The sequence below is a fragment of the Bacillus cereus group sp. MG4 genome (assembly GCF_040460055.1).
GTDB lineage: Bacteria > Bacillota > Bacilli > Bacillales > Bacillaceae_G > Bacillus_A > Bacillus_A wiedmannii.
The window spans coordinates 2,500,326-2,523,545 of the sequence record NZ_JARVGZ010000001.1 but is presented as its reverse complement, the minus strand read 5'-3'; the positions used below and the strand labels follow the sequence as shown (position 1 = coordinate 2,523,545).

The window sequence follows — 23,220 nt, the reverse complement described above, 5'->3', positions numbered from 1 at the left end:
CAAAATGAAAGACGATGATAAGGAAAAGTAGTATATACTATAATCCAAAGCGAGTCAGGGACGGTGAGAGCCTGATGAGGCGGTATATGTGAAGAACACCTTGGAGTTGCTAACCGAAATTGAAACTTGTATTCAAGAGTAGGCTTAGACGGGAATCCGGCCTGTTACAAACCGGGAAGTATGTATTACATACGAGTTAAAGTTGGTCTTTATGACAAATTGGGTGGTACCGCGAAGTTTAACCTTTCGTCCCTTTATGGATGAAAGGTTTTTTTGTATTTAAATATATGTGCAAAGGAGAATTTCACTATGGAAAACACATTAGTAAAAAGTCTGTATAGAGATACAGATAAATACGCAGGTCAAACAGTACAAGTATCAGGGTGGATTCGTAACTTACGTGATTCAAAAGCATTTGGTTTCATCGAATTAAACGACGGTAGCTTCTTCAAAAGCGTTCAAATCGTTTTCGATACAGAGTTAGAAAACTTCAAAGAAATTGCAAAACTTCCACTTAGCTCTTCAGTTAAAGTAGAAGGTAAAGTAATTGCAACGCCTGGAGCGAAGCAACCATTTGAAATTAAAGCAGAAAAAATTGATATCGAGGGCTTATCAGATTCTGATTACCCACTTCAAAAGAAGCGTCATACGTTTGAATACTTACGTACAATCGCTCACTTACGTCCAAGAACAAATGCATTCTCTGCAACGTTCCGTGTACGTTCTGTCGCAGCATTTGCGATTCACCAGTTCTTCCAAGAGCGTGGATTCGTACATGTTCATACACCAATCATCACTGGTAGTGATACAGAAGGTGCAGGCGAAATGTTCCGCGTAACAACGCAAGATTTAAACAACGTACCAAAAGGTGAAGACGGACAAGTTGATGAATCAAAAGACTTCTTCGGCAAAGAAACAAACTTAACAGTAAGTGGACAGCTGAACGCTGAAGCTTATGCATTAGCATTCCGTGACGTATACACATTCGGACCTACATTCCGTGCAGAAAATTCAAACACAACTCGTCATGCAGCTGAGTTCTGGATGGTTGAGCCGGAGATTGCATTCGCTGAATTAGGCGACGTAATGGATCTTACAGAAGATATGCTGAAATATGCAATGAAATACGTACTAGAGCATGCACCAGAAGAAATGGAATTCTTCAACAGCTTCGTTGATAAAACAGTTCTTGAGCGCATGAACAACGTAATCAACTCTGACTTCGGTCGTATCACATATACAGAAGCAATTAAAGTGCTTCAAGAGTCAGGTGCTGACTTCAAATATCCAGTAGAATGGGGTATTGACTTACAAACAGAGCACGAAAGATACTTATCAGAAGAAATTTTCAAACGCCCTGTATTCGTAACTGACTATCCGAAAGACATTAAAGCGTTCTACATGCGTATGAATGAAGATGGTAAAACAGTTGCTGCTACTGACCTTCTAGTTCCTGGCATCGGTGAATTAATCGGCGGAAGTCAACGTGAAGAAAGAATGGACGTTTTAGTAGACAGAATTAAAGAATTAGGTATGAACGAAGAGGACTACTGGTGGTACTTAGAACTTAGAAAATACGGCGGTACAAAACACGCTGGATTCGGTCTAGGTTTCGAGCGCTTCCTAATGTACATCACTGGCATGGCTAACATCCGTGACGTAATTCCATTCCCAAGAACTCCAGGTTCTTCTGAGTTCTAAAATATGAAAAAAGCGAGAGGATTTCCTCTCGCTTTTTATTTTGTATATTGTATAGTTTATTCTCCCGTAGCAAAAAGTAACGCGAAGGGGTGAATATAAATGAGTAAAAAAGTGAAAAAAGATCATTCAAGATCAAGCCTTGGTTCTCCAGAAGTAGAAGGACAAGGAACGACGACACATGAAACAGGTTCTTATAAAGTATCTTCATCAAATAAGAAGCAGAAAAGAAGCTAACATAAAAAAGGAGAGTCTTGGCGGCTCTCCTTTTTTATATGTATTACACCTTATTATCATTAATTTCCTTTGTAATTTTATCTACATCTTTGTCTAATCGACCTAAATAGAAAAACCACATTAAGCTCATGAGCACGTAATAGATGGCCATCACACAAAGACTATCAGATAAATTTTCGAATGTGGATTTAGTAGTGAAAAAAGCTCCCCAAATGATAGAAATAGTGAGGAAAGAAAGTGGGCCTACGAGGTGTACAAAAACATATAATAACTTTTTAACTTTTACAGCGTTCATATGAAGTCCCTCCTTATGTAAACAATCCTTTTTTTCTAATCATAGATTCAAGTTCCTCACAGAAGTGTTGTAGTTTTGCTGGATTGTGTATTAACAAGCGGGCATCGTGTTTCCCGATAAATCTTCGAATCCGAAAGTTTAATAAGAAAGATCGGCCGTAACGCTCTATTAAATCGTTGAACTCTCGTTGTTCACTTAGTAGCTGAATGTTTTCTCTAATTTCAAACTGTCTTTCGTGTGGATCGCCTAGTAAAATATTTAGAATCATTTGTAGAAGTAGCAATGGGAATCTCCTCCTATGTTAGAATAATCTGTATATTCTAATTGTAACAAAAACAAAAGGACAATAGTAGAGTGAAACAAAAAACAGGAGTTTGTAGGCTCCTGTTTTTGTCGATACTATTTTAATAAGCGAAACGCCTTCTCCTTATTAGCGAAATGCATTTTCACAAACTCAGGTAATCGTTCTTTACCAAGCTTTTGAATTAATTTAGCAGCTGCAATATCAACTTGTTTACCAGCACCTTTTGGAAGTGGCATACCGGCTTTTTTGCTTAGTTCATCAAACTGTTTTACGAATGAGTAACGAGCTAAAATAGAAGCAGCGGCTACTGCTAAATGGACACTTTCACCTTTCGTTGCGAAGTAAACATTTTCACGCTGTACCTGCTTTTGCTTTGCTAAATATTTGTAGTATGTATCAGGTTGTGTGAATTGATCGATTAAGACGCCTTCAGGTTTTGTAGGTGCAATTTTAGCTAATAAGTTTGTAATAGCTTTATTATGCAGTAAAGCTTTTAACTTACCTTGGTTGTTTCCTTTATCAAATAGCTCGTTATATTTTTCATTATGAAGGACAAGAGAGCTATAAGGAACAACGTGTAGAAGTTGTTTTGCAATGGCAGTAATTTGATCGTCATTTAAGTTTTTAGAGTCTTTTACACCAAGTTCTTTTAACAGTGGGATTTGCTTCGCATCCACATATACAGCAACTACTGTCATCGGTCCGAAGAAATCACCAGTACCAACTTCATCTGACCCTACGATAGACATTGTACCGATGGAAGCAGGGGGTGCATAACGGTGTGAATCGACAGATTTTTTTACAGCTGTTTTCGGTGTTTGAGAGACAGTTTGCCAACGAGAAGCTTCTGCTTCAGCACGGCCACCTTGGAACATTACTTTTCCAGATTTATAAGCTGTAATGGTGCAAGACGGCACCTTTGCCATGAAGATTCCACCTTGTGGGGTTTTTGGGCTAAGTGCCTGTTTGTATTGTTGTTTCATGTCTTCAATTACTGTAGAATTTGTTTGAATTACGATAGAATTTGACATAGTGGTCGCCCCTTTTTTTATATTGTTATTTTTATCATATCGGATTGTTCTTTCTGTTTCCATAATATGATGGTTCATGGTATGATAAACTTTAGGATTCTGTACGTGATTGGAGGCCGGTGAGTTGTCACAACAAAAGGGAAAGAAAAGTCGAATTAATGTAGAAATCTATGGTCAACAATATTCAGTTGTTGGCGATGAAAGTACAAGTCATATCCGCATGGTAGCAGCGATTGTGGATGATAAAATGCGCGAACTCAATGCCAAGAATCCTTCGCTTGACACGAGTAGACTAGCGGTATTGACGGCGGTAAACGTCATACACGATTACATAAAATTAAAAGAAGAACATGAGAAATTGAAAGAAAGTATGACAAAAAAAGGAATGGAATAACATGATTGATATTATTATCATTTTACTGCTTGTTATGGGATTTTTCCTCGGCTTACGCAGAGGGTTTATTCTGCAACTTGTAAAATTAACAAGCTTTATTATCGCATACCTTGTTGCATACTGGTACTGTAAAGATTTAGCGCCAGCACTTGCGAAATTTATTCCGTATCCATTTGATAAAAACGTATCTGTTCCAGAATGGATTGATGCAAATAATATTGAGACAGTATTTTATCAAGCGCTTGCGTTTATCATATTGTTTATTATTACAAAAATTGCACTTTCATTACTTGGTAATTTGTTAAATATGTTTGCAGAAATACCGGTTTTAAAGCAAGTCAATGCGTTTGCGGGGGCAATCCTCGGATTTTTAGAAGTATATATTATTTTGTTTGTTTTAATTATCGTTGGAAACATTCTTCCAATTGAACAAATACAAACACCATTACAAAAATCATCAATTAGCAAAATAATTGTAGACGATACACCGATTCTTTCTGAAAAGGTGAAGGAACTATGGCAGACAGGTAGCAGAGTATAACTTCTCTTTTTTCGGAAAGAGGAGTTTTTTTCTATGAAAGAAAGGCGGGGCAATGATGAAGGTAAATAAAAAACAAGTTATTAAATTATTAGAGACAATCGGTCTGTTTATGGAACTAAAGGGCGCGAATCCATTTAAAATATCTGCATTTCGTAAGGCGGCGGCAGCGTTAGAAAGTGACGATCGCAGTCTTTCTGAAATTGAAGATTTCACGAAGATTCCGGGCATTGGAAAAGGAACAGCGGCAGTTATTCAAGAATATATAGAATCGGGAACATCTGAAGTATTACAAGAACTTGAAAAAGAAGTGCCAAGTAGCTTATTACCGTTATTAAAATTACCAGGCCTTGGTGGTAAAAAGGTAGCTAAGTTATATAAAGAACTTGGTGTTGTTGATATGGAATCGCTAAAAGCGGTTTGTGAGGAAAATAAAGTACAAGCTTTAGCAGGTTTCGGTAAGAAGACAGAAGAGAAAATATTAGAAGCAATCGATCAAGTAGGATCTCGTCCAGAGCGTTTACCAATCGCAATGGTATTGCCTATTGCCGGGGAAATAGAGGAGAAATTGTCGAATATTGCTGAAGTAATTCGTTTCTCTCGCGCTGGTAGTTTGCGCCGAGTTCGTGAAACAGTGAAAGATTTAGACTTTATCATCGCAACGTCAGAACCAGCTACAGTACGTGAGCATTTACTGCAATTCGATAATATGATTGAAGTAATCGCAAGTGGAGATACGAAAGTTTCTGTTCGTCTTCAATATGAATATGATATTTCAATCGATTTCCGTTTAGTAAAACCTGAAGAATTTATTACAACTCTTCATCATTTCACAGGATCAAAAGACCATAACGTAAAAATGCGCCAAATCGCGAAAGATAGAGGCGAGAAAATTAGTGAGTACGGTGTAGAAAACTTAGAAACAGGTGAAGTGAGAACATTTGAAACAGAAGAGGAGTTCTTCTCTCATTTCGGTCTTCCATTCATTCCACCAGAAGTGCGTGAAGATGGAAAAGAAATTGAATTAATTAAAGAGTATCCGAACTTAATTCAGTTCTCTGATATACAAGGTGATTTACATATGCATACAACGTGGAGTGACGGTGCCTTTTCGATTGAGGAAATGGTACAGGCATGTCGTGCTCGTGGTTATAAATTTATGGCAATTACCGACCATTCACAATACTTAAAAGTAGCGAATGGTTTAACGAAAGAGCGCCTTCGTGAACAAGCGAAAGAAATTGAACGTATGAACGAAAAGTATCCAGACATTACAATTTTACGCGGAATTGAAATGGACATTTTACCAGATGCAACACTTGATTTTGATGATGAAGTATTAGCAGAATTAGATTATGTCATTGGAGCGATTCACTCTAGCTTCTCACAAGACCGTGAAACGATTATGAAACGTCTTCGTGCTGCGCTGGAGAATAAGCATGTCACAATGATTGCCCATCCGACAGGACGCCTTCTTGGGCGTCGTGAGGGTTACGATGTAGATACAGATTTATTAATTGAACTCGCAAAAGAGACAAATACAGTTTTAGAATTAAATGCGAATCCAAATCGTCTAGATTTAAGCGCGAAATTATTAAAACAAGCACAAGATGCTGGTGTAAAAGTAGCGATTAATACGGATGCTCATACGCTTGAAATGTTAGAAGATATGGAAACAGGTGTAGCGGCAGCACGTAAAGGTTGGATTCAAAAAAATAACGTGATTAACACGTGGGATATCGAACGTTTATTAGACTATATTAAACGTAATAAGTAACACAAGGGGGACCTGCAACATGTTAGAAAGAACGTTGCGTGTATTAGAATACAATAAAGTAAAAGAACAATTACTTGAACATACAGCCTCTTCACTTGGCCGTGACAAAGTGAAGCATTTAGTGCCAAGCACTGATTTTGAAGAAATTGTAGAAATGCAAGATACAACGGATGAAGCAGCGAAAGTCATTCGTTTAAAAGGTAGTGCACCATTAGGTGGTATTACGGATATTCGCTCAAATGTGAAGCGTGCAAAGATTGGGAGTATGTTAAGTCCAAATGAACTACTTGATATTGCAAATACGATGTATGGTAGTCGCAATATGAAACGTTTCATTGAAGATATGGTTGATAATGGTGTTGAGCTTCCTATTTTAGAAACTCATGTCGCTCAAATTATATCTTTATATGATTTAGAAAAGAAAATTACAAATTGCATCGGTGATGGCGGTGAAGTAGTCGATAGCGCAAGTGATAAACTGCGTGGTATTCGTACTCAAATTCGTACTGCGGAAAGCCGTATTCGTGAAAAGTTAGAAAACATGACGCGTTCTTCCAACGCGCAAAAAATGCTGTCTGACGCGATTGTAACGATTCGTAACGAACGTTACGTAATCCCAGTAAAACAAGAATACCGCGGTGTATATGGCGGTATTGTTCACGATCAATCAGCTTCTGGGCAAACGTTATTTATTGAACCACAAGTCATTGTCGAGTTAAATAACGCGCTTCAAGAAGCACGAGTGAAAGAAAAACAAGAAATTGAACGCATCTTATTGATGTTAACAGAAGAAGTGGCAGTAGAAGCGGATATCGTTTTATCTAACGTAGAAGTAGTTGCAAATCTTGACTTCATTTTTGCGAAAGCTTTTTATGCGAAGCGTATAAAAGCAACGAAGCCAATCGTAAATAACGAGCGCTATATGGATTTAAGACAAGCACGTCATCCGCTTATTGATCCAGAAATTATCGTGCCAAATAACATTATGTTAGGTAAAGATTTCACGACAATTGTTATTACAGGACCGAATACAGGTGGTAAAACAGTTACGCTGAAAACAGTTGGTATTTGTGTATTAATGGCACAATCTGGTCTTCACATTCCAGTAATGGATGAGTCAGAGATTTGTGTATTTAAACATATTTTTGCTGATATCGGTGATGAGCAATCGATTGAACAAAGTTTAAGTACGTTCTCCTCACATATGGTGAACATTGTTGATATTTTAGAAAAAGCTGATTTTGAAAGCTTAGTTTTATTCGATGAATTAGGTGCTGGAACAGACCCGCAAGAAGGGGCTGCACTAGCAATTTCAATTTTAGATGAAGTATGTAATCGTGGTGCTCGCGTAGTTGCTACGACGCATTACCCAGAATTAAAAGCATACGGATATAACCGTGAGAAAGTTATTAATGCGAGCGTTGAGTTCGACGTGAACACATTAAGCCCAACGTATAAATTATTAATCGGTGTACCAGGACGTAGTAATGCCTTTGAAATTTCGAAGCGCCTTGGATTATCTGATCGCGTGATTGATCAAGCTCGTAATCACATTAGTACAGATACAAACAAAATTGAAAATATGATTGCGAAGTTAGAAGAAAGTCAAAAGAATGCAGAACGTGACTGGAACGAAGCAGAAGCACTTCGTAAGCAATCTGAAAAACTGCATCGCGAATTACAGCGTCAAATTATTGAATTTAATGATGAGCGCGATGAAAAATTATTAAAAGCGCAAAAAGAAGGGGAAGAAAAAGTCGAAGCTGCAAAGAAAGAAGCAGAAGGCATTATTCGAGAACTCCGTCAATTGCGTAAAGCACAGCTTATAAACGTGAAAGACCATGAGCTTATTGAAGCAAAGAGCCGTCTAGAAGGGGCAGCGCCAGAGCTTGTGAAGAAACAAAAAGTAAACGTGAAAAACACAGCGCCAAAACAACAATTACGCGCAGGTGATGAAGTAAAAGTGTTAACGTTCGGTCAAAAAGGTCAATTGCTTGAAAAGGTAAGTGATACAGAGTGGAGCGTACAAATTGGTATTCTGAAGATGAAAGTGAAAGAATCCAATATGGAATACATTAATACACCGAAGCAAACTGAGAAAAAAGCAGTCGCAAGTGTGAAGGGTAGAGATTATCACGTTTCATTAGAGCTTGACCTTCGTGGTGAACGTTATGAAGATGCAATGATGCGCGTTGAAAAATATTTAGATGATGCACAGCTTGCAAGCTATCCGCGCGTATCAATTATTCACGGTAAAGGAACAGGAGCGCTTCGACAAGGTGTACAAGATTACTTGAAGAAGCATCGCGGTGTGAAAAACTACCGCTACGGTGACATGGGCGAGGGAGGCCTAGGCGTAACAGTTGTCGAATTAAAATAGCAAACAACGAAACAAAGGGGAACCATTATATGTTTATGGACAAACTTGCAAAAGTATTGTTAGCTTGTTGCGGAATATTTTTGGTAATTGGGGTTATTTATTTAGTTGTTTTTGCGAAGTAAAAGAGCGTCAATCGTGGCAGAGTGATATTGCCATAGATTGACGCTTTTAATATATAGGAAAAGGAATAAGCTATGAAAATCAACCAATACATAAGCGAAGCAAAATCCTGTTCAAGACGCGAAACAGACCGTCTCATTAAAGCGGGACGCGCTGCAATTAACGGCGAAATATGTACGCACGGTGCATTCGTGAGCGATGATGATGTGGTAACGATTGATGGACAGGTTATTGCAAAAGAAGAGAAAGAAAAGGTGTATATCGCCTTTCATAAACCAGTTGGTATTACTTGTACAGCAGCCGATCATATTGAAGATAATATTATTGATTATATTAATTACCCAGAGCGGATATTTCCAGTTGGGCGATTAGATAAAGCATCAGAAGGACTTATCTTATTAACGAATGACGGTACAATTGCGAATCAAATTTTACATGGTGATCATGAGCACGAGAAAGAATATGTTGTTACAGTTGATAAACCTTTTACAGACTGGTTTATTGAGGAGATGTCCAGTGGTGTAAAGATTAAAGATGGCATGACGAAGCCATGTAAAGTGACGAGAGTTGATCAGTCTACATTTCGAATCGTTTTAACGCAAGGAATGAACAGACAAATTCGTAGAATGAGCCGTGCTTTCGGATTTACTGTAACAAAGTTAAAGCGAGTTCGTATTATGAATATAGAGTTAGACGATCTAGAAGTGGGAAAATGGCGGAGCGTTACATCTGAGGAATTAGACATTTTAATAAATCAGTTATAGGGAGGAAAAATTTTCTCCCTATATTTTTTTGTCAGAAAAAATAAAACTATTGATTTTTTAAAAAATAGCCCATATAATAAAAAACAACAAGTTTCGACAAGATATTTTATAAAAGTAATGATGAGGACATGAGTTGTTTTTGACGATTCTCAGAGAGGGAAGCCTAGGCTGTGAGCTTCCTAATACGGAAAGACAAACTTACCACCTCTAAACTTCAAGAGTGAACTGCATGATGCATTGTAATTCTTGGCGGATAAAACCGTTATCAATTTACACGAGCTATAAAATGAGCTTATTTTGTTATAAATTCATTTTATTAGAATAAGGGTGGAACCACGATTTCAACACTCGTCCCTTTGTTAGGGACGGGTGTTTTTTGCGTTCTTTTACGGGGAAGTATGCTTGAAAGAGGATATGTGACGGCTTTTAATTCAGAATATTTTGTCAATATAAAAATATGTAGGAGGTTAGTAGAAATGAAATCATCTTTAAAGTTTTCTGAGATGTTTGCAATAAGTTTAATGTTGTTTGCACTATTTTTCGGTGCAGGTAATATGATTTTCCCGCCGGCTTTAGGGCAAGGTGCTGGAACAGACGTATGGATCGCGTTATTTGGCTTTATCGTAACAGGTGTTGGATTACCTTTATTAGGGGTAATTGTTATAGCTCTAAAGGGAGATATTAATGAGCTAGCGGGACGTGTACACCCTGTATTCGCACTTGTTTTTATCACTGCAATTTATTTATGTTTAGGCGTATTCGTAAGTGTTCCACGTACAGGAACAGTTGCTTATGAAATGAGTGTTGCACCATTTTTACCAAGTGAGATAGCTGGTCAATCGTATCCACTTGTTATCTTTACATTCATTTTCTTTGCAGTAACTTTCTATTTAGCTTTAAACCCATCGAAATTAGTGGGCCGCATCGGTAAAGTATTAACTCCGATTTTGTTAGCTGTTATAGCAATTATCGTAGGTAAAGCAATTATTACACCAATTGGAGAATTTGGTGCACCGACAGAAGCGTATAATGCTCCGCTCTTTAAAGGTTTTATTGATGGATATTTAACTTTAGATGGACTTGCAGCACTTGTTTTCGGAAATGTTGTTATTAATGCTTTAAAAGCAAAAGGCGTTACAAGTAAGAACAGCATTGCAAAAGTAACAATTTTTGCAGGATTTATTGCAGCGCTCGGTTTACTACTTGTTTATTTAGCACTTGCTTATCTGGGAGCTTCTAGTGTGTCTCTTGGAATGGGAGCAAACGGAGGGATTATTTTAACAAACGTTGTAAATCATTTATTTGGTAGTTACGGAACTTTATTATTAGGGATCGCAATTACAGCGGCATGTTTAACAACTTCTGTAGGTATTGTTGCAGCTTGTGGGGAATATTTTTCTTCCTTATTACCAAAGCTTTCTTATCAAAAGATTGTTTTCATCTTCTGTGTATTAGCATTTATGGTAGCAAATCTTGGGTTAACTCAGTTAAACGCATTAGCATTACCGATTTTAATTGCAATTTACCCAATTGGTATCGTACTGATTGTATTATCACTTGTTGAAAACTATATTCGTCTTCCATTAGCTATGTATGTAGGCGGTATTGTAGGTTCTTTTGCAATTAGCTTCTTTGATGGATTGCATAATGCAAATCTTCAAGTAGCGGCCCTTGCTCCTATCTTAGATAAAATTCCACTATATAGTGTAGGGATTGGTTGGCTAGTTCCGGGTATCATTGGAATTGCAATTGGATATGTAGTTTCTTTATTTCAAAAGCAAGAAGTTGCTGTAGAAAAATAGTGAAAAGAGGCTTTCTATGAAAGAAAGTCTCTTTTTTTGTAGAAAAAATTGCATATAGGGAAATTTAGATATTAAAAATTTTATACGTAATATAGTTGACAAAAAAAATAGCATTAGGCTAAGATTGACTTAGTTGTGGAAATATTTGAAGGAAAGTGAGGAGTGGAAGGTATAAGGTTTTCTATAACGATATCATTTTGTAGATAGAGGTGATAGAGTAGGAGAATGGTGGTTTTATTTTTTTTTGACCTTCATTGAGAATGATAATCATCAAAAGGAATAGGGACTTATGTTAAAATGTAAATCGCTCTTTATAAGGAATAGAGAGGGATATTATTTTTAACACGTAGTGAGAATGATAATCAATAATATCTATATTACATAAATAAATTACAATTAAATAATGATAGAGGATTATTATTTTTTTCTTATAAATTGAGAATAATTATCATTTTCAAAAAAGTATGGATGAAAGATAAACAAGGAGGAAGTAAGCCAAATGAGAAAGATTTCTGTATTACCCGCTTTTATTATAACGTTCGTATGTATGCTAGCTTTTCTTGTCATGCCATATGGGAAAGTTTCAGCACAACTAGCTGACGGTACTTATGATATTAACTATGTCATTCAAAAAGCGGAAAATGATTCAGCTTCAATGGCAAATGATTATTTTGAAAAACCAGCTAAGTTAGTTGTAAAAAATGGTGAGATGAGAGTACAAATTCCGATGAATCATAGTGCTTGGATTACAGAATTTAAAGCACCTGAAAACGGGAATTTTGTTGATGCAAAAGTTGTTAGTAAAGATGAATCAGCAGATAAAAGAACTGTAGAGTTTAAAATAGACGATTTATCTAAGCCAGCAGCTGCAAAAATTCATGTTGTTGTACCGAACGTAAATTATGACCATAACTACACAATTCGCTTTGCGTTTGATGCAAATGTAAAAGCGGTAGGTGGAGAAAATAAAGCAACTACTGTAACAAAGAATAATGATCAAACAAAAACAGATACAAAAGTAAAAGAAGAAGTGAAGAAAGAAGAGAGTAAAGAAGCAAATAAAGAGGCAAGCAAAGGAACAAATGAAAGTGGAAAAGCTGAAAAAACAGATAATCCAAAAACAGGTGATGAAGCACGCATTGGAATATTTGTAGCGTTAATTCTTATTTCAGGTGTTTTCTTAATTCGTAAAGTGAAGTTAAGTAAATAAATCTTTTGAAGGGCGATGAATATATGTTTAAACAATTAAAAATGATTATTGGCGTATTTGCTGTTTTATTTACGTTTATCGCAACACTAGGTTTACAAGATGCAGAGGCTGCTACAAAACTAGCTGATGGAAAATATAATATTGCTTTTACTGTATGGAAAGGCGATAAAGATGAATCATCTAGAATGAATAGTTATTTTGAAAGCCCAGCAACATTAACAGTGAAAAATGGAAAACAATATGTTTCATTTAAAGTGAAAGATAGTGCTTCTATTAAAAGTTTACAAGTAGAAAAAGATGGTCAATTTGTAGAAACAATCGTGTTAAGTGAAAACAAAAAAGATAATACTAGAGTTGTAGAATTTGAAGTTGCTGACTTGTCAAAAAAACTAAATGGCAAGGTGAAAATTAATATCCCAATTATTAATTATAATGCTTCATATGATATTCGTTTTGTATTTGATGGGAACAGTATTAAATAATTAAAAAATTTCCAAAAGGGAGAGTCGTTCCATTGAACAGGTATGTAAAAATTATTGTTGCTATGTTTTTAATGGCATTTACATTCGTATCAACATTACAACCGCTTGCAGTTCAAGCAGCAAGCCAACTAGCTGACGGTGAATATTCAATCGGTTTCAAAGTTCTTAAGGATACATCAGATGAAGAATCTATGATGAATCAATACTCTGTAAGTCCAGGAACTTTAAAAGTGAAGGATGGGAAGAAGAAGGTATCCTTTACGTTAGAACATAGTTCATGGATTACAAAGTTTGAAACAGAAAAAAATGGCCAGTTTGTTGCGACAAATGTAATTAGTGAAGATAAAGAAAAAGATACACGAGTAGTAGAATTTGAAGTGGACGATGTAGAGAAAGTATTAAATGCGAAAGTAAAAGTGGACATAGACTTTTTAAATTATCATCATGATTATGATGTGCGTATTGCAGTTGATCAAAATAGTATTACACCGATTCATGTAGAAAAACCAAATGAAAAAGAGGATCCAGCAAATAAGCCAGATCCAAATGAAAAACCGGATCCAAGTCAGAAGCCCGACCAAAAGCCTGACCCAGATCAACAACCCAATTCTAACACAATTAACGATGGGAATTATAGTATTCCATTTAAAGTGTTAAAAGATAAGACAGATGAAGAATCTAAGATGAATACTTACATGGTAAATCCAGGAGTATTAAAAGTAGAAAACGGTAAGAAAAAGGCAATTGTAACACTAACAAGTAGCTCATTAATTAAAAATTTCCAAACGGAAAAAGATGGCGCATTTGTTGATGCAAAAGTAGTGAGTGAAGATAAAGAAAAAGATACACGAGTAGTAGAGTTTGAAGTGGACGATTTATCAAAAAAATTAAATACAAAAGTATTTATCGAAATGGCATCAAGAAACTATAAGCAAACACATGATGTACAACTTTTATTTGAACAAGATAAACTTGAGTCAATTAAGAACGAAGAAAAGCAACCAGACGGTGATAAAAAGCCAGAGGTAGAGAAACCAGAGGTAGAGAAACCAGAGGTAGAGAAACCAGAGGTAGAGAAACCAGAGGTAGAGAAACCAGAGGTAGAGAAACCAGAGGTAGAGAAACCAGAGGTAGAGAAACCAGAGGTAGAGAAACCAGAGGTAGAGAAACCAGAGGTAGAGAAACCAGAGGTAGAGAAACCAGAGGTAGAGAAACCAGAAGTAGAGAAACCAGAAGTAGAGAAACCAGAAGTAGAGAAGCCGAATGTTGAAACAATTAAAGACGGTGAATACAGCATCAATTTCAAAGCTTTAAAAGATCAATCAGAAGAAATTTCAATGATGAACACGTATACGAAGAGTCCGGGCGTGTTAAAGGTGAAAGATGGTAAAAAATATGTATCATTCACATTAACGAATAGTGCATGGATTACAAAGTTTGAATTTGAGAAAAATGGTTCGTTCGTTGATGCGAGTGTATTAAGTGAAGATAAAAAAGCTGATACACGCGTAGTGGAAGTAGAAGTAGATGATTTATCTAAAAAGTTAAATGCAAAAGTAAAAGTAGATATCGATTCAATGAATTATCACCATTTCTACGACATTCAATTTGCATTTGATAAAGATAGCGTTAAACCGTTAGACAATCAAGGCGGAAATGATAACCAAGGTGGAAACGATAACCAAGGTGGAAACGACAATCAAGGCGGAAACGATAACCAAGGTGGAAACGATAACCAAGGTGGAAACGACAATCAAGGCGGAAACGATAACCAAGGTGGAAACGACAACCAAGGCGGAAACGACAACCAAGGCGGAAATAATCAACCAAAAGTAATAGTTGATCCGAAAAATTTAGTGGATGGTCAATATGATATTCCATTTAAAGTGTTAAAAGATAAAACAAATGAGCTTTCAAAGATGCATGACTATACTGTACACCCAGCAAAATTAATCGTTAAAGATGGTAAAAAGTACATTGAGATGACGTTGAAAAATAGTGCATGGATTACAAAATTCCAAACGGAAAATAACAGTCTTTTTGCTGATGCGAAAGTAGTAAGCGAAGATAAAAATGCAAATACGAGAGTAGTGCAATTTGAAGTAAGTGATTTATTTGCAAAATTAAATGCAAAAGTAAAAGTTGATATCAACGAAATGAACTACCATCATTTCTACGATGTCCAAATTCAATTTGATACAAATAATATTGGTGCATTAGGAACGATTAAAGAGGATCCAAAAAAAGATCCGAAAAATGATCCGAACAATCCAGTGATTACACCGAAAGTAGATAATGTGAAAAAAGTAGATAATCCTGACTTTAACCGAAATGCAGATGATAAGAAGAAAAAAGAAGATCAAAAAAATGATCCGAAAAAAGAGAAAAACTCAAAAACGGCAGATACAGCACAACTAGGTTTATACATGGTGCTATTGCTTGGGTCACTTGTTTTACTAGTTCGTAAATATAGAGCAGGAAGATTGTAATTTTTGGAGTCTTGATGCATGTTCGCATGCATCAAGACTTGTTTCATATTATTTGGAAAGGAGTGGTGATTGAGGGTGAAGAAAATTGCTAGTGTACTAATGGCTATTATTCTATTAGTGAGTATAGCTGGATGCTCGGCGCCTAAAAAAGAAGCAGCAAAACAGGTAAAGAGTGAGAGTAAAGAGAGAATTGTTGCAACGACAGTTGCTGTTACTGAAATTATGGATGCGTTAGAAGTAGATTTAGTTGGTATTCCAACAAGTACGAAAGATTTACCAAAGAGATATAAAGGTTTACCTGAAGTCGGGAATCCGATGAGTCCTGATATGGAAAAGGTAAAATCGTTAAAGCCGTCAGAAGTATTATCCGTGACAACACTTGAATATGAATTAAAGCCAGTTTTTGATGGTGTCGGCACGAAAGTAAACTTTTTAGATTTAACAAGCTTGAAAAATATGCAAAATTCCATTAGCGATTTAGGTAAGCAATATGGACGTGAAAAGCAGGCTGAAGCAGTTGTAACGAAGTTAGATAACAAGGTTGCAGAAATTAAAAAAGCAGTAAAGGGAAAGAAAGAACCGACAGTGCTTATTTTATTAGGTGTACCAGGGAGTTATTTAGTAGCAACAGAGCATTCTTATATTGGAGATTTAGTGAAACAATTAGGTGGTAAAAACATTGTACAAGGTGAACAAGTAGAGTATTTAGCTTCTAATACAGAGTATTTAAAGAAAGCTGATCCGGATATTATTTTACGAGCAGCTCATGGTATGCCTGATGAAGTTGTGAAAATGTTTGATAAAGAATTTAAAACAAATGATATTTGGAAACATTTCGCTGCAGTTAAAAATAACCGTGTTTACGATTTAGAAGAGCGTTTATTTGGAACAACAGGTAATTTAGCAGCAATGGAAGCTTTAGATGAATTGAAAAAAATGATGTATCCGTGATGCATTTTAATATAAAGGAAGAGTGGAATGAATAAAAAAACTTGGAGTTTCCTCATTGTTACTGCATTGCTTATTGTTATGACATCATTGTCAGCGATGAAAGGGAGTTTAGAAATAGGTATTGTTGAGCTTGTGCAAGGGATATTTACAGGGGGGAATGAAGATGTTGAAGTGATTAAAGATTTACGTTTCCCACGTATTATTATTGCACTATTTACTGGAGCAGCTCTGGCTGTTTCAGGTGTGCTTTTTCAAGCTGTTATGAAAAATCCACTTGCTGATGCTGGGGTAATCGGGATATCTTCTGGGGCAAGTTTTATGACACTTGTTATTATTACGTTATTCCCGCAATTCTTTTTCTGGACACCCGTATTCGCCTTTTTAGGTGGTGCGTTTGCATGTTATCTCGTTTATGCATTTTCATGGAAGTCAGGGTTAAGTCCACTTCGCATTATTTTAGTTGGTATAGCTATTAATGCGATGTTCACTGGATTAAATGAATCGTTCATTACGATTTGTGGATATTTCATTAAGAGTATTAAGCAAACGACGACTTCTAACATAACGATGAAGACGTGGGGCGATGTAGAAATAATGGTTACATATGGAACGATTGGTCTTATTCTTGCTCTGTTTGTAGGAGCTTGGTGTAACTTATTATCGTTACAAGATAAGACTGCGAAAAACTTAGGTTTGCACGTGACGAGAGTTCGTCTTATTATTTCTGCTATTGCAGTACTTTTAGCGGCAGTATCAACAGCGATTGCAGGTGTTATTGCTTTCGTAGGATTACTCGTTCCGCACATTTCAAGACAACTAGTCGGTTCGGATCATAAAGTATTAATTCCATTTTCTGCTCTTGCAGGAGCGTTATTAATTTTGACGGCGGATACGATTGGAAGGTTAATTGTGCCACCTAACGAAATTCCAGCAGCGACGATTATGGCGGTGATTGGTGGCCCATTCTTAATATTCTTGCTTAGAAAGAGTGATAAAGTTCATGGAAATTAAAAATGTAACCTTTTCGTATGATAATGTAACGGATCGATTAAAGTCGGTTAGTAGTGAAATAGAAATTGGTAAAATTACAACAATTATTGGCCCAAACGGTTGCGGGAAATCGACATTACTTGGCGTGATGTCAAGAAATCACGCCCCTCGTAGCGGAGAGATAATACTCGATGGGAAGGCGATTAGTCAATATAAACCGAAAGAGTTTGCTAGAAAGTTAGCCGTTGTCCATCAACAAAATGAAGCACCGGCAGACATGACGGTAGAGAAATTAACAAGTTTTGGTCGTATGCCTCATAAAAATATTTTTTCCTCGCAAACTGATGAAGATAGAGAAGCGATCGAAAGGGCTTTAGCATGTACGAATTTGCTAAGTAAACGTGATAAAGAGATTCATGCTTTATCTGGTGGAGAAAGACAACGTGTTTGGATTGCCATGACGTTAGCTCAGAAAACACCAATGCTCTTTTTAGATGAACCGACAACCTATTTAGATATTTATTATCAACTCGAAATATTAGAGCTAGTAAAAGAGTTAAATGAAGTACATGGATTGACAATCGTTATGGTACTACATGATATCAATCAGGCGATTCGCTATAGTGATCATATCATCGTTATGAAAGACGGCGAAATTGTTACGAAAGGTAAGCCGAATGATGTTGTGACAGAAAGTATGATAAAGACGATATACGGTGTAGATGTCGTTGTAAAGCAAGATGAAGATACAGGGTTGTATATGGTCCCAATGGGTATTTAAATATGCGAACAATCCGTTTTGAGGTGATGATTTGAGTAGTAAAAAAGAACGGAAGAAGAATTCTTTTTTTCAACGAATACTTACAGTTGTTTTTTTAGGTACCTTTTTCTATTCAGTATATGAATTAGGTGATATTTTCATGGATTACTATGAAAATCGTAAAGTAATGGCCGAAGCACAAAACATTTATGAAAAGAGTCCGATGGAAGAGCAATCACAAGACGGGGAAGTACGTAAACAGTTCAAAGCTCTGCAGCAAATTAACCAAGAAATAGTTGGATGGATTACGATGGACGATACACAAATTAATTATCCAATCGTTCAGACGAAAGACAATGATTACTATTTATTTCGTAATTATAAAGGTGAAGATATGAGAGCGGGAAGTATTTTTATGGACTATCGTAATGATGTGAAATCTCAAAATCGAAATACTATTTTATATGGTCACCGTATGAAAGATGGTTCTATGTTTGGAAGTTTAAAGAAAATGTTAGATGAAGAGTTCTTCATGTCGCATCGTAAATTATATTACGATACATTGTTTGAAGGATATGATCTTGAAGTGTTCTCGGTGTATACAACAACAACTGATTTTTATTACATTGAAACGGATTTTAGCAATGATACGGAATACACATCATTTTTGGAGAAAATTCAAGAAAAATCGCTGTACAAAACGGATGCAAAATTGACAGCAAGTGATCAAATCGTAACACTTTCGACGTGTGACTATGCACTTGATCCAGAAGCAGGAAGGTTAGTCGTGCATGCGAAACTAGTAAAAAGACAGTAAATAAAAAAGTATAGAATAGGAGAAGTGGTAACGCTTCTCCTATTCTATACTTAAAAAAGAAATATGTTTACTGTGCTGCAGCCATTGGCATACGTACAACTTCAACATTGTAGTAAGTGATTTTATTATCAAGAATATATTCTGGCATCCCACCTTGATGTGAGTGAGCATCTTTAAATGCTGAGCTCTTCGTCCAACCTTGGAAATCTTCTTTTGCATTCCAGCGTGTGCTAATTGTTACTTCATCATAATCCACTGTATTTTGCGTTAAAAGAACTTCTAATCCTAAAAAGCCTGGCATCGTTTCGACTTGACCTACTTTATTAAAACGCTCAATTAATTTATGTCCATTTCCCTTTGTAATTTTAGCTGTATTTGTAACAATAATCATGTTTTATTCCTCCTATAAATATAGCCTTTATTTTCGAGAACTCATATACGTTAAATGATAATGAAAATCATTATCAATGTCAATGGTAAATGTGAAATAAATAAGTTTTTTTATTATTTTGGACAGTAAGATTTCCATTTCAAAATGTAGTAAATATGTGGCGGTTAAGCGAGTTGTACTAGCAAAGCGATAATATGGTATAGTGAAACGAGGTTATTTTTTAGCCTCGTTTTTTATATGCTTCCTACGAATTAGAAAGCATGCAAATGGAAAGGAAGTTATTATATGCGATCAGAAGTAACTGTAAAAATAAAACCGAAATTTATAAAAGAAATTAAAAGTGGATATCCGCTTATTTTAAAAGATGCAATTCAAAATTTAAATGATGTTCAGGAAGAAGGAACAATCATTAAAGTAGTAGATGAGAAAAACAATTTTATCGGAAAAGGTTATTATGGAAAACAAAATAAAGGATACGGCTGGATTTTAACGAGAAAAGAGAGTGAACAAATTAATCAATCTTTCTTTGAAAGTAAAATAAAATCTGCCTTACATAAACGAAAGCAATTTTACAAATCAAGTGATACGACAGCATTCCGTGTCCTAAATGGTGAAGGTGATGGTCTTGGAGGCTTAATTATCGATTATTATGACGGCTATTATGTAGTAAGTTGGTATAGTGAAGGGATTTATACTTTCAGAGATGAGATTATAGCAGCTCTTCAAAAAGTAGCAAACTTTAAAGGGATTTATGAGAAAAAGCGTTTTGATACGAAAGGGAAATACATTGAAGGCGATGATTTCGTAGCAGGAGAGCGCGGCGAGTTCCCACTTATCGTAAAAGAGAACGGTGTGAACTTTGCGGTGTATTTAAACGATGGAGCGATGGTTGGTGTATTTTTAGATCAGCGTAACGTTCGAAAACAAATTCGTGATAAATATGCGACAGGGAGAACAGTGTTGAATATGTTCTCTTATACAGGTGCTTTCTCTGTATTTGCAGCGCTTGGCGGAGCGAGTAAAACGACGAGTGTCGACCTTGCAAATCGTAGTTTAAGTAAAACGATTGAGCAATTTAGTGTAAATGAAGTTGATTATGAAGCGCAAGATATTATTGTAGAAGATGTATTTCTTTACTTCAAATATGCAGCTAAGAAAAAGATGAAATTTGATATGGTCGTACTTGATCCTCCAAGCTTTGCACGCTCAAAAAAATATACATTTAGTGCAGCGAAAGATTATAAAAACTTATTAAAAGAAACAATTGCGATTACAGAAAATAATGGGATTATTGTTGCCTCTACAAATTGTAGCGCATTTGATATGAAAAAGTTTAAAGGATTTATTGATACGGCATTTAAAGAAATGAATGGCAAATATAAAATATTAGAAGAACATTCTTTACCAGAAGATTTTCGTACCATTGATCAATTCAAAGAAGGAGACTATTTAAAAGTAGTTTTCATCGAGAAAATTAAAGGCTAATAAAGAAAAGGAGCTCGGGTTTACTTGAGCTCCTTTTCTTATTGAACGATATTTTGTACTCTACCGACTTGCCCGTCCTGCAATCGTACTTTAATGCCATGTGGATGAGAAGGGGAGTTTGTTAAAATATCTTTTACAATTCCACGTGTTAATTTACCGGTGCGTTGATCTTGTTTTAACACAATATCAACTTCAAGACCGGGTGCGATATTAGAACGTTTTTGTCCGTTCATTTATACACCTGTACGTCTACGTTGGTTGTTTGTTTTCTTCGTTTGTTGATTTTGTAATTTTTTCGTTTCTTGGCTTTGATTTGTATTATTTGAACCATTTCCATTTCCTTGCTTTTTCTTTGCAAGTTGTTCACGCATTAAATCAGCTAAGCTTACTTTTTTGTTTTCTGACATGATAAGTCTCCTTTATATAAAGTTAATTATGAACAATAGTAGTGAATTTCATCATATCACTGTTAGGGAAGGAAGGGAAGTTGGTTTGAAAATTCATATAATTCTTTCCAGTATTCATTCGTTACGATACAATTAACATGCTAATGTTTGTAAAAAAGGGGATAGACATATGTCACATCATATTTTATTAGTTGAAGACGATATCTCAATTCAAGAGATGGTGGAAAAGTATTTAATAAAAGAAGGTTTTCAAGTTACAATCGCGTCTGACGGAGAAGAAGGGGTGCAAGCATTTTTTAAATCATCCTTTGATTTAGTTATCCTCGACATTATGATGCCAAAGCTAGATGGCTTAGAGGTTGTACGTATTATTCGGGAAAAAAGTGCGGTTCCGATTTTAATGATGTCGGCAAAAGATACAGATGTTGATAAAGCTGTTGGATTAGGACTTGGAGCAGATGATTACATTTGTAAGCCATTTTCTATGATTGAATTAGCCGCACGTGTAAAAGCGGGTATTCGGAGGTCTACGAAATATTCGGCTACAGAAACAACAGAAAAGATGATTCAAATTGGTGATTTAGCAATCGATCCAATTAATTTTACAGTTGAAAAAAACGGAAAGCCCCTCAAACTTACTTTAAAAGAATTTGAGATTTTAAAGCTATTCGTAAAAAATCAAAATCGTGTATTTACAAAAGCACAAATCTATACGTTAGTTTGGAGCGAAGAGTATTACGGTGATGATAACGTTATTAACGTTCATATGAGAAGATTGCGTGAGAAAATCGAAAGTGATCCATCTAATCCAGAATATATTAAAACGTTATGGGGCATCGGCTATAAGTTGGAAGTGATGTAATATGGTCAATCTGTTAATATGCATTATTTTTATATTGTTATGTATCATTTATATACAATATAAAATGAGAAAAAATAGTAGTAAAAATTTACGATACACATATGAAAAGTTAGAAAGCATTGTGAATGAACAAACAGGCGAGAAGTTGCTCGTTATGACAGATGATCTAGAATTGCAAAAGTTATTAGTGGCAATTAATCAATTATTAGATGCAAAGCAGAAAACGAATGCAGATCATGCAAAAGTAGAAATTTCGATGAGAAAAATGCTTTCAAATATTTCACATGATTTAAAGACGCCACTAACAGTTATTCTTGGATATACAGAAATGTTAAATAAGGATAAAACGATAAATAAAGAAGAAGAGCAAATATTACTTGAAAAGGTGCATGTAAAAACACTAGAAGTAATGGAACTGATCCATAAGTTTTTTGATTTAGCAAAATTAGAATCTGGTGACAAAGCAATCGAAATGACAAAAGTAAATATGAATGAAGTTTGTCGCGAGAAAATTTTATCTTTTTATGATTTAGTGACGACGAAAGGGTTTCAAGTTCATATTGATATACCAGAAAGAAATATATATGCACTTGGAAATGTAGAAGTATTAGGTAGAGTGTTGAATAATTTAATATCAAATGCGATTACATATGGAGAAGATGGAAAGACACTCGGTATGACGTTAAGAGATGATGAAACGAGTGTGTATATAGATGTATGGGATACAGGAAAGGGAATTGACGAATCTCATATTGATAAAGTGTTTGAGCGAATGTATACACTTGAAGATTCAAGAAATAGATTGTACCAAGGGAGCGGTTTAGGGTTAACAATTACGAAAAGGCTTGTGGAAGCGATGGATGGAAAAATACATCTTTCTAGTAAGCCGTATGAAAAAACAATTTTTACAGTTGTATTAAAAAAGATGCTGTTTTAGCTTGTAGAGAAGTAGATTCTACAAGCTTTTTTTCAGCGTAAGGAATTTGTAAGGAACGGGTAAGAAAAAAGAGATTTCCGTTGTCTATTATAGAAGTAT

The 23,220-nt window shown here is 35.6% G+C and carries 24 protein-coding genes and 2 other annotated features; of the genes, 18 read left to right on the top strand and 6 right to left on the bottom strand.

Annotated elements, in window-relative coordinates; genetic code table 11:
• The first annotated feature begins 5 nt into the window (after window positions 1-5).
• Window positions 6-257: a binding site (T-box leader), on the top strand.
• 52 nt (window positions 258-309) lie between these two features.
• Together asnS and QCI41_RS13265 are read left to right on the top strand one after the other, a co-directional pair.
• Window positions 310-1,701, top strand: a complete 1,392-nt coding sequence (gene asnS / locus QCI41_RS13270) for an asparagine--tRNA ligase (protein WP_000432171.1) — start codon at window positions 310-312, stop codon at window positions 1,699-1,701.
• A 99-nt stretch (window positions 1,702-1,800) separates the two neighbouring features.
• Window positions 1,801-1,935, top strand: coding sequence for a YuzL family protein (locus QCI41_RS13265; protein ID WP_046958756.1), 135 nt, complete (start codon window positions 1,801-1,803; stop codon window positions 1,933-1,935).
• Window positions 1,936-1,978: 43 nt separating this feature from the next.
• Here QCI41_RS13265 and QCI41_RS13260 read toward each other — a convergent pair whose 3' ends face one another.
• The 3 genes from QCI41_RS13260 to rnhC form a co-directional block, all read right to left on the bottom strand.
• On the bottom strand, window positions 1,979-2,230 hold the full coding sequence (locus tag QCI41_RS13260; protein WP_353837326.1) for a hypothetical protein: 252 nt from the start codon (window positions 2,228-2,230) through the stop codon (window positions 1,979-1,981).
• A gap of 13 nt (window positions 2,231-2,243) precedes the next feature.
• Entirely contained in the window at window positions 2,244-2,513 is a 270-nt protein-coding gene (locus QCI41_RS13255; protein ID WP_000925542.1) for a hypothetical protein, read from the bottom strand.
• Between the two features lie 116 nt (window positions 2,514-2,629).
• A complete protein-coding gene (gene rnhC, locus QCI41_RS13250) occupies window positions 2,630-3,565 on the bottom strand; it encodes a ribonuclease HIII (protein ID WP_098048075.1) in 936 nt (311 codons plus the stop codon).
• 124 nt (window positions 3,566-3,689) lie between these two features.
• Here rnhC and zapA point away from each other — a divergent pair, with 124 nt between their 5' ends.
• The 13 genes from zapA (at window position 3,690) to srtB (ending at window position 19,039) form a co-directional block, all read left to right on the top strand.
• Entirely contained in the window at window positions 3,690-3,959 is a 270-nt protein-coding gene (zapA, locus tag QCI41_RS13245) for a cell division protein ZapA (RefSeq protein ID WP_000082701.1), read from the top strand.
• Between the two features lies 1 nt (window position 3,960).
• The gene (locus tag QCI41_RS13240) at window positions 3,961-4,500 is read left to right on the top strand and encodes a CvpA family protein (protein WP_000565411.1); all 540 of its coding nucleotides are present in this window, start codon (window positions 3,961-3,963) and stop codon (window positions 4,498-4,500) included.
• A 55-nt stretch (window positions 4,501-4,555) separates the two neighbouring features.
• Window positions 4,556-6,274, top strand: a complete 1,719-nt coding sequence (polX, locus tag QCI41_RS13235) for a DNA polymerase/3'-5' exonuclease PolX (RefSeq protein ID WP_353837327.1) — start codon at window positions 4,556-4,558, stop codon at window positions 6,272-6,274.
• A gap of 19 nt (window positions 6,275-6,293) precedes the next feature.
• A complete protein-coding gene (locus QCI41_RS13230; protein WP_353837328.1) occupies window positions 6,294-8,654 on the top strand; it encodes an endonuclease MutS2 in 2,361 nt (786 codons plus the stop codon).
• A gap of 194 nt (window positions 8,655-8,848) precedes the next feature.
• Window positions 8,849-9,538, top strand: a complete 690-nt coding sequence (locus tag QCI41_RS13225) for a 23S rRNA pseudouridine(2604) synthase RluF (RefSeq protein WP_353837329.1) — start codon at window positions 8,849-8,851, stop codon at window positions 9,536-9,538.
• Between the two features lie 108 nt (window positions 9,539-9,646).
• Window positions 9,647-9,897: a binding site (T-box leader), on the top strand.
• 117 nt (window positions 9,898-10,014) lie between these two features.
• Window positions 10,015-11,340: a branched-chain amino acid transport system II carrier protein BrnQ6 gene (brnQ6, locus tag QCI41_RS13220; RefSeq protein ID WP_353837330.1), complete on the top strand. Its 1,326-nt coding sequence runs from the start codon at window positions 10,015-10,017 to the stop codon at window positions 11,338-11,340.
• 499 nt (window positions 11,341-11,839) lie between these two features.
• Entirely contained in the window at window positions 11,840-12,550 is a 711-nt protein-coding gene (gene isdC, locus QCI41_RS13215; RefSeq protein ID WP_060486521.1) for a heme uptake protein IsdC, read from the top strand.
• A 23-nt stretch (window positions 12,551-12,573) separates the two neighbouring features.
• Window positions 12,574-13,032: an NEAT domain-containing protein gene (locus QCI41_RS13210; protein ID WP_002107604.1), complete on the top strand. Its 459-nt coding sequence runs from the start codon at window positions 12,574-12,576 to the stop codon at window positions 13,030-13,032.
• A 32-nt stretch (window positions 13,033-13,064) separates the two neighbouring features.
• Window positions 13,065-15,521: an NEAT domain-containing protein gene (locus QCI41_RS13205; protein ID WP_353837331.1), complete on the top strand. Its 2,457-nt coding sequence runs from the start codon at window positions 13,065-13,067 to the stop codon at window positions 15,519-15,521.
• 75 nt (window positions 15,522-15,596) lie between these two features.
• Window positions 15,597-16,472, top strand: a complete 876-nt coding sequence (gene isdE, locus QCI41_RS13200) for a heme ABC transporter substrate-binding protein IsdE (protein ID WP_080345175.1) — start codon at window positions 15,597-15,599, stop codon at window positions 16,470-16,472.
• 27 nt (window positions 16,473-16,499) lie between these two features.
• A complete protein-coding gene (locus tag QCI41_RS13195; protein WP_001036828.1) occupies window positions 16,500-17,483 on the top strand; it encodes a FecCD family ABC transporter permease in 984 nt (327 codons plus the stop codon).
• Window positions 17,473-18,243, top strand: coding sequence for an ABC transporter ATP-binding protein (locus tag QCI41_RS13190; RefSeq protein WP_353837332.1), 771 nt, complete (start codon window positions 17,473-17,475; stop codon window positions 18,241-18,243). The genes QCI41_RS13195 and QCI41_RS13190 overlap by 11 nt, the downstream gene beginning before the upstream one ends.
• Before the next feature lie 31 nt (window positions 18,244-18,274).
• A complete protein-coding gene (srtB, locus tag QCI41_RS13185; protein ID WP_046956250.1) occupies window positions 18,275-19,039 on the top strand; it encodes a class B sortase in 765 nt (254 codons plus the stop codon).
• Window positions 19,040-19,106: 67 nt separating this feature from the next.
• On the opposite strand, the gene isdG is transcribed toward srtB, so the two are convergent.
• Window positions 19,107-19,430, bottom strand: coding sequence for a heme oxygenase (isdG, locus tag QCI41_RS13180; RefSeq protein ID WP_000587825.1), 324 nt, complete (start codon window positions 19,428-19,430; stop codon window positions 19,107-19,109).
• 285 nt (window positions 19,431-19,715) lie between these two features.
• Here isdG and QCI41_RS13175 point away from each other — a divergent pair, with 285 nt between their 5' ends.
• Window positions 19,716-20,915, top strand: coding sequence for a class I SAM-dependent rRNA methyltransferase (locus QCI41_RS13175; protein WP_215562184.1), 1,200 nt, complete (start codon window positions 19,716-19,718; stop codon window positions 20,913-20,915).
• Between the two features lie 38 nt (window positions 20,916-20,953).
• Here the strand turns inward: QCI41_RS13175 and QCI41_RS13170 are convergent, their stop codons facing one another.
• Both QCI41_RS13170 and QCI41_RS13165 read right to left on the bottom strand, forming a co-directional pair.
• Window positions 20,954-21,148: a YwbE family protein gene (locus QCI41_RS13170; RefSeq protein WP_001014310.1), complete on the bottom strand. Its 195-nt coding sequence runs from the start codon at window positions 21,146-21,148 to the stop codon at window positions 20,954-20,956.
• Window positions 21,149-21,322 carry a hypothetical protein gene (locus QCI41_RS13165; protein WP_001293585.1) on the bottom strand — a complete coding sequence of 58 codons (174 nt, stop codon included), beginning with the start codon at window positions 21,320-21,322 and terminating at the stop codon, window positions 21,149-21,151.
• Window positions 21,323-21,491: 169 nt separating this feature from the next.
• Between QCI41_RS13165 and QCI41_RS13160 the strand changes: the two genes are divergently transcribed.
• Both QCI41_RS13160 and QCI41_RS13155 read left to right on the top strand, forming a co-directional pair.
• On the top strand, window positions 21,492-22,184 hold the full coding sequence (locus QCI41_RS13160) for a response regulator transcription factor (RefSeq protein ID WP_048562167.1): 693 nt from the start codon (window positions 21,492-21,494) through the stop codon (window positions 22,182-22,184).
• A 1-nt stretch (window position 22,185) separates the two neighbouring features.
• The gene (locus tag QCI41_RS13155) at window positions 22,186-23,121 is read left to right on the top strand and encodes a HAMP domain-containing histidine kinase (protein WP_048562168.1); all 936 of its coding nucleotides are present in this window, start codon (window positions 22,186-22,188) and stop codon (window positions 23,119-23,121) included.
• The last annotated feature ends 99 nt before the right edge of the window (window positions 23,122-23,220 follow it).

Coding starts and splice junctions, on each gene's coding strand:
- asnS (WP_000432171.1), top strand. CDS start 310: ATGGAAAACACATTAGTAAAAAGTCTGTATAGAGATACAGATAAATAC.
- QCI41_RS13265 (WP_046958756.1), top strand. CDS start 1,801: ATGAGTAAAAAAGTGAAAAAAGATCATTCAAGATCAAGCCTTGGTTCT.
- QCI41_RS13260 (WP_353837326.1), bottom strand. CDS start 2,230: ATGAACGCTGTAAAAGTTAAAAAGTTATTATATGTTTTTGTACACCTC.
- rnhC (WP_098048075.1), bottom strand. CDS start 3,565: ATGTCAAATTCTATCGTAATTCAAACAAATTCTACAGTAATTGAAGAC.
- QCI41_RS13240 (WP_000565411.1), top strand. CDS start 3,961: ATGATTGATATTATTATCATTTTACTGCTTGTTATGGGATTTTTCCTC.
- polX (WP_353837327.1), top strand. CDS start 4,556: ATGAAGGTAAATAAAAAACAAGTTATTAAATTATTAGAGACAATCGGT.
- QCI41_RS13230 (WP_353837328.1), top strand. CDS start 6,294: ATGTTAGAAAGAACGTTGCGTGTATTAGAATACAATAAAGTAAAAGAA.
- QCI41_RS13225 (WP_353837329.1), top strand. CDS start 8,849: ATGAAAATCAACCAATACATAAGCGAAGCAAAATCCTGTTCAAGACGC.
- brnQ6 (WP_353837330.1), top strand. CDS start 10,015: ATGAAATCATCTTTAAAGTTTTCTGAGATGTTTGCAATAAGTTTAATG.
- isdC (WP_060486521.1), top strand. CDS start 11,840: ATGAGAAAGATTTCTGTATTACCCGCTTTTATTATAACGTTCGTATGT.
- QCI41_RS13210 (WP_002107604.1), top strand. CDS start 12,574: ATGTTTAAACAATTAAAAATGATTATTGGCGTATTTGCTGTTTTATTT.
- QCI41_RS13195 (WP_001036828.1), top strand. CDS start 16,500: ATGAATAAAAAAACTTGGAGTTTCCTCATTGTTACTGCATTGCTTATT.
- QCI41_RS13190 (WP_353837332.1), top strand. CDS start 17,473: ATGGAAATTAAAAATGTAACCTTTTCGTATGATAATGTAACGGATCGA.
- isdG (WP_000587825.1), bottom strand. CDS start 19,430: ATGATTATTGTTACAAATACAGCTAAAATTACAAAGGGAAATGGACAT.
- QCI41_RS13175 (WP_215562184.1), top strand. CDS start 19,716: ATGCGATCAGAAGTAACTGTAAAAATAAAACCGAAATTTATAAAAGAA.
- QCI41_RS13170 (WP_001014310.1), bottom strand. CDS start 21,148: ATGAACGGACAAAAACGTTCTAATATCGCACCCGGTCTTGAAGTTGAT.
- QCI41_RS13165 (WP_001293585.1), bottom strand. CDS start 21,322: ATGTCAGAAAACAAAAAAGTAAGCTTAGCTGATTTAATGCGTGAACAA.
- QCI41_RS13160 (WP_048562167.1), top strand. CDS start 21,492: ATGTCACATCATATTTTATTAGTTGAAGACGATATCTCAATTCAAGAG.
- QCI41_RS13155 (WP_048562168.1), top strand. CDS start 22,186: ATGGTCAATCTGTTAATATGCATTATTTTTATATTGTTATGTATCATT.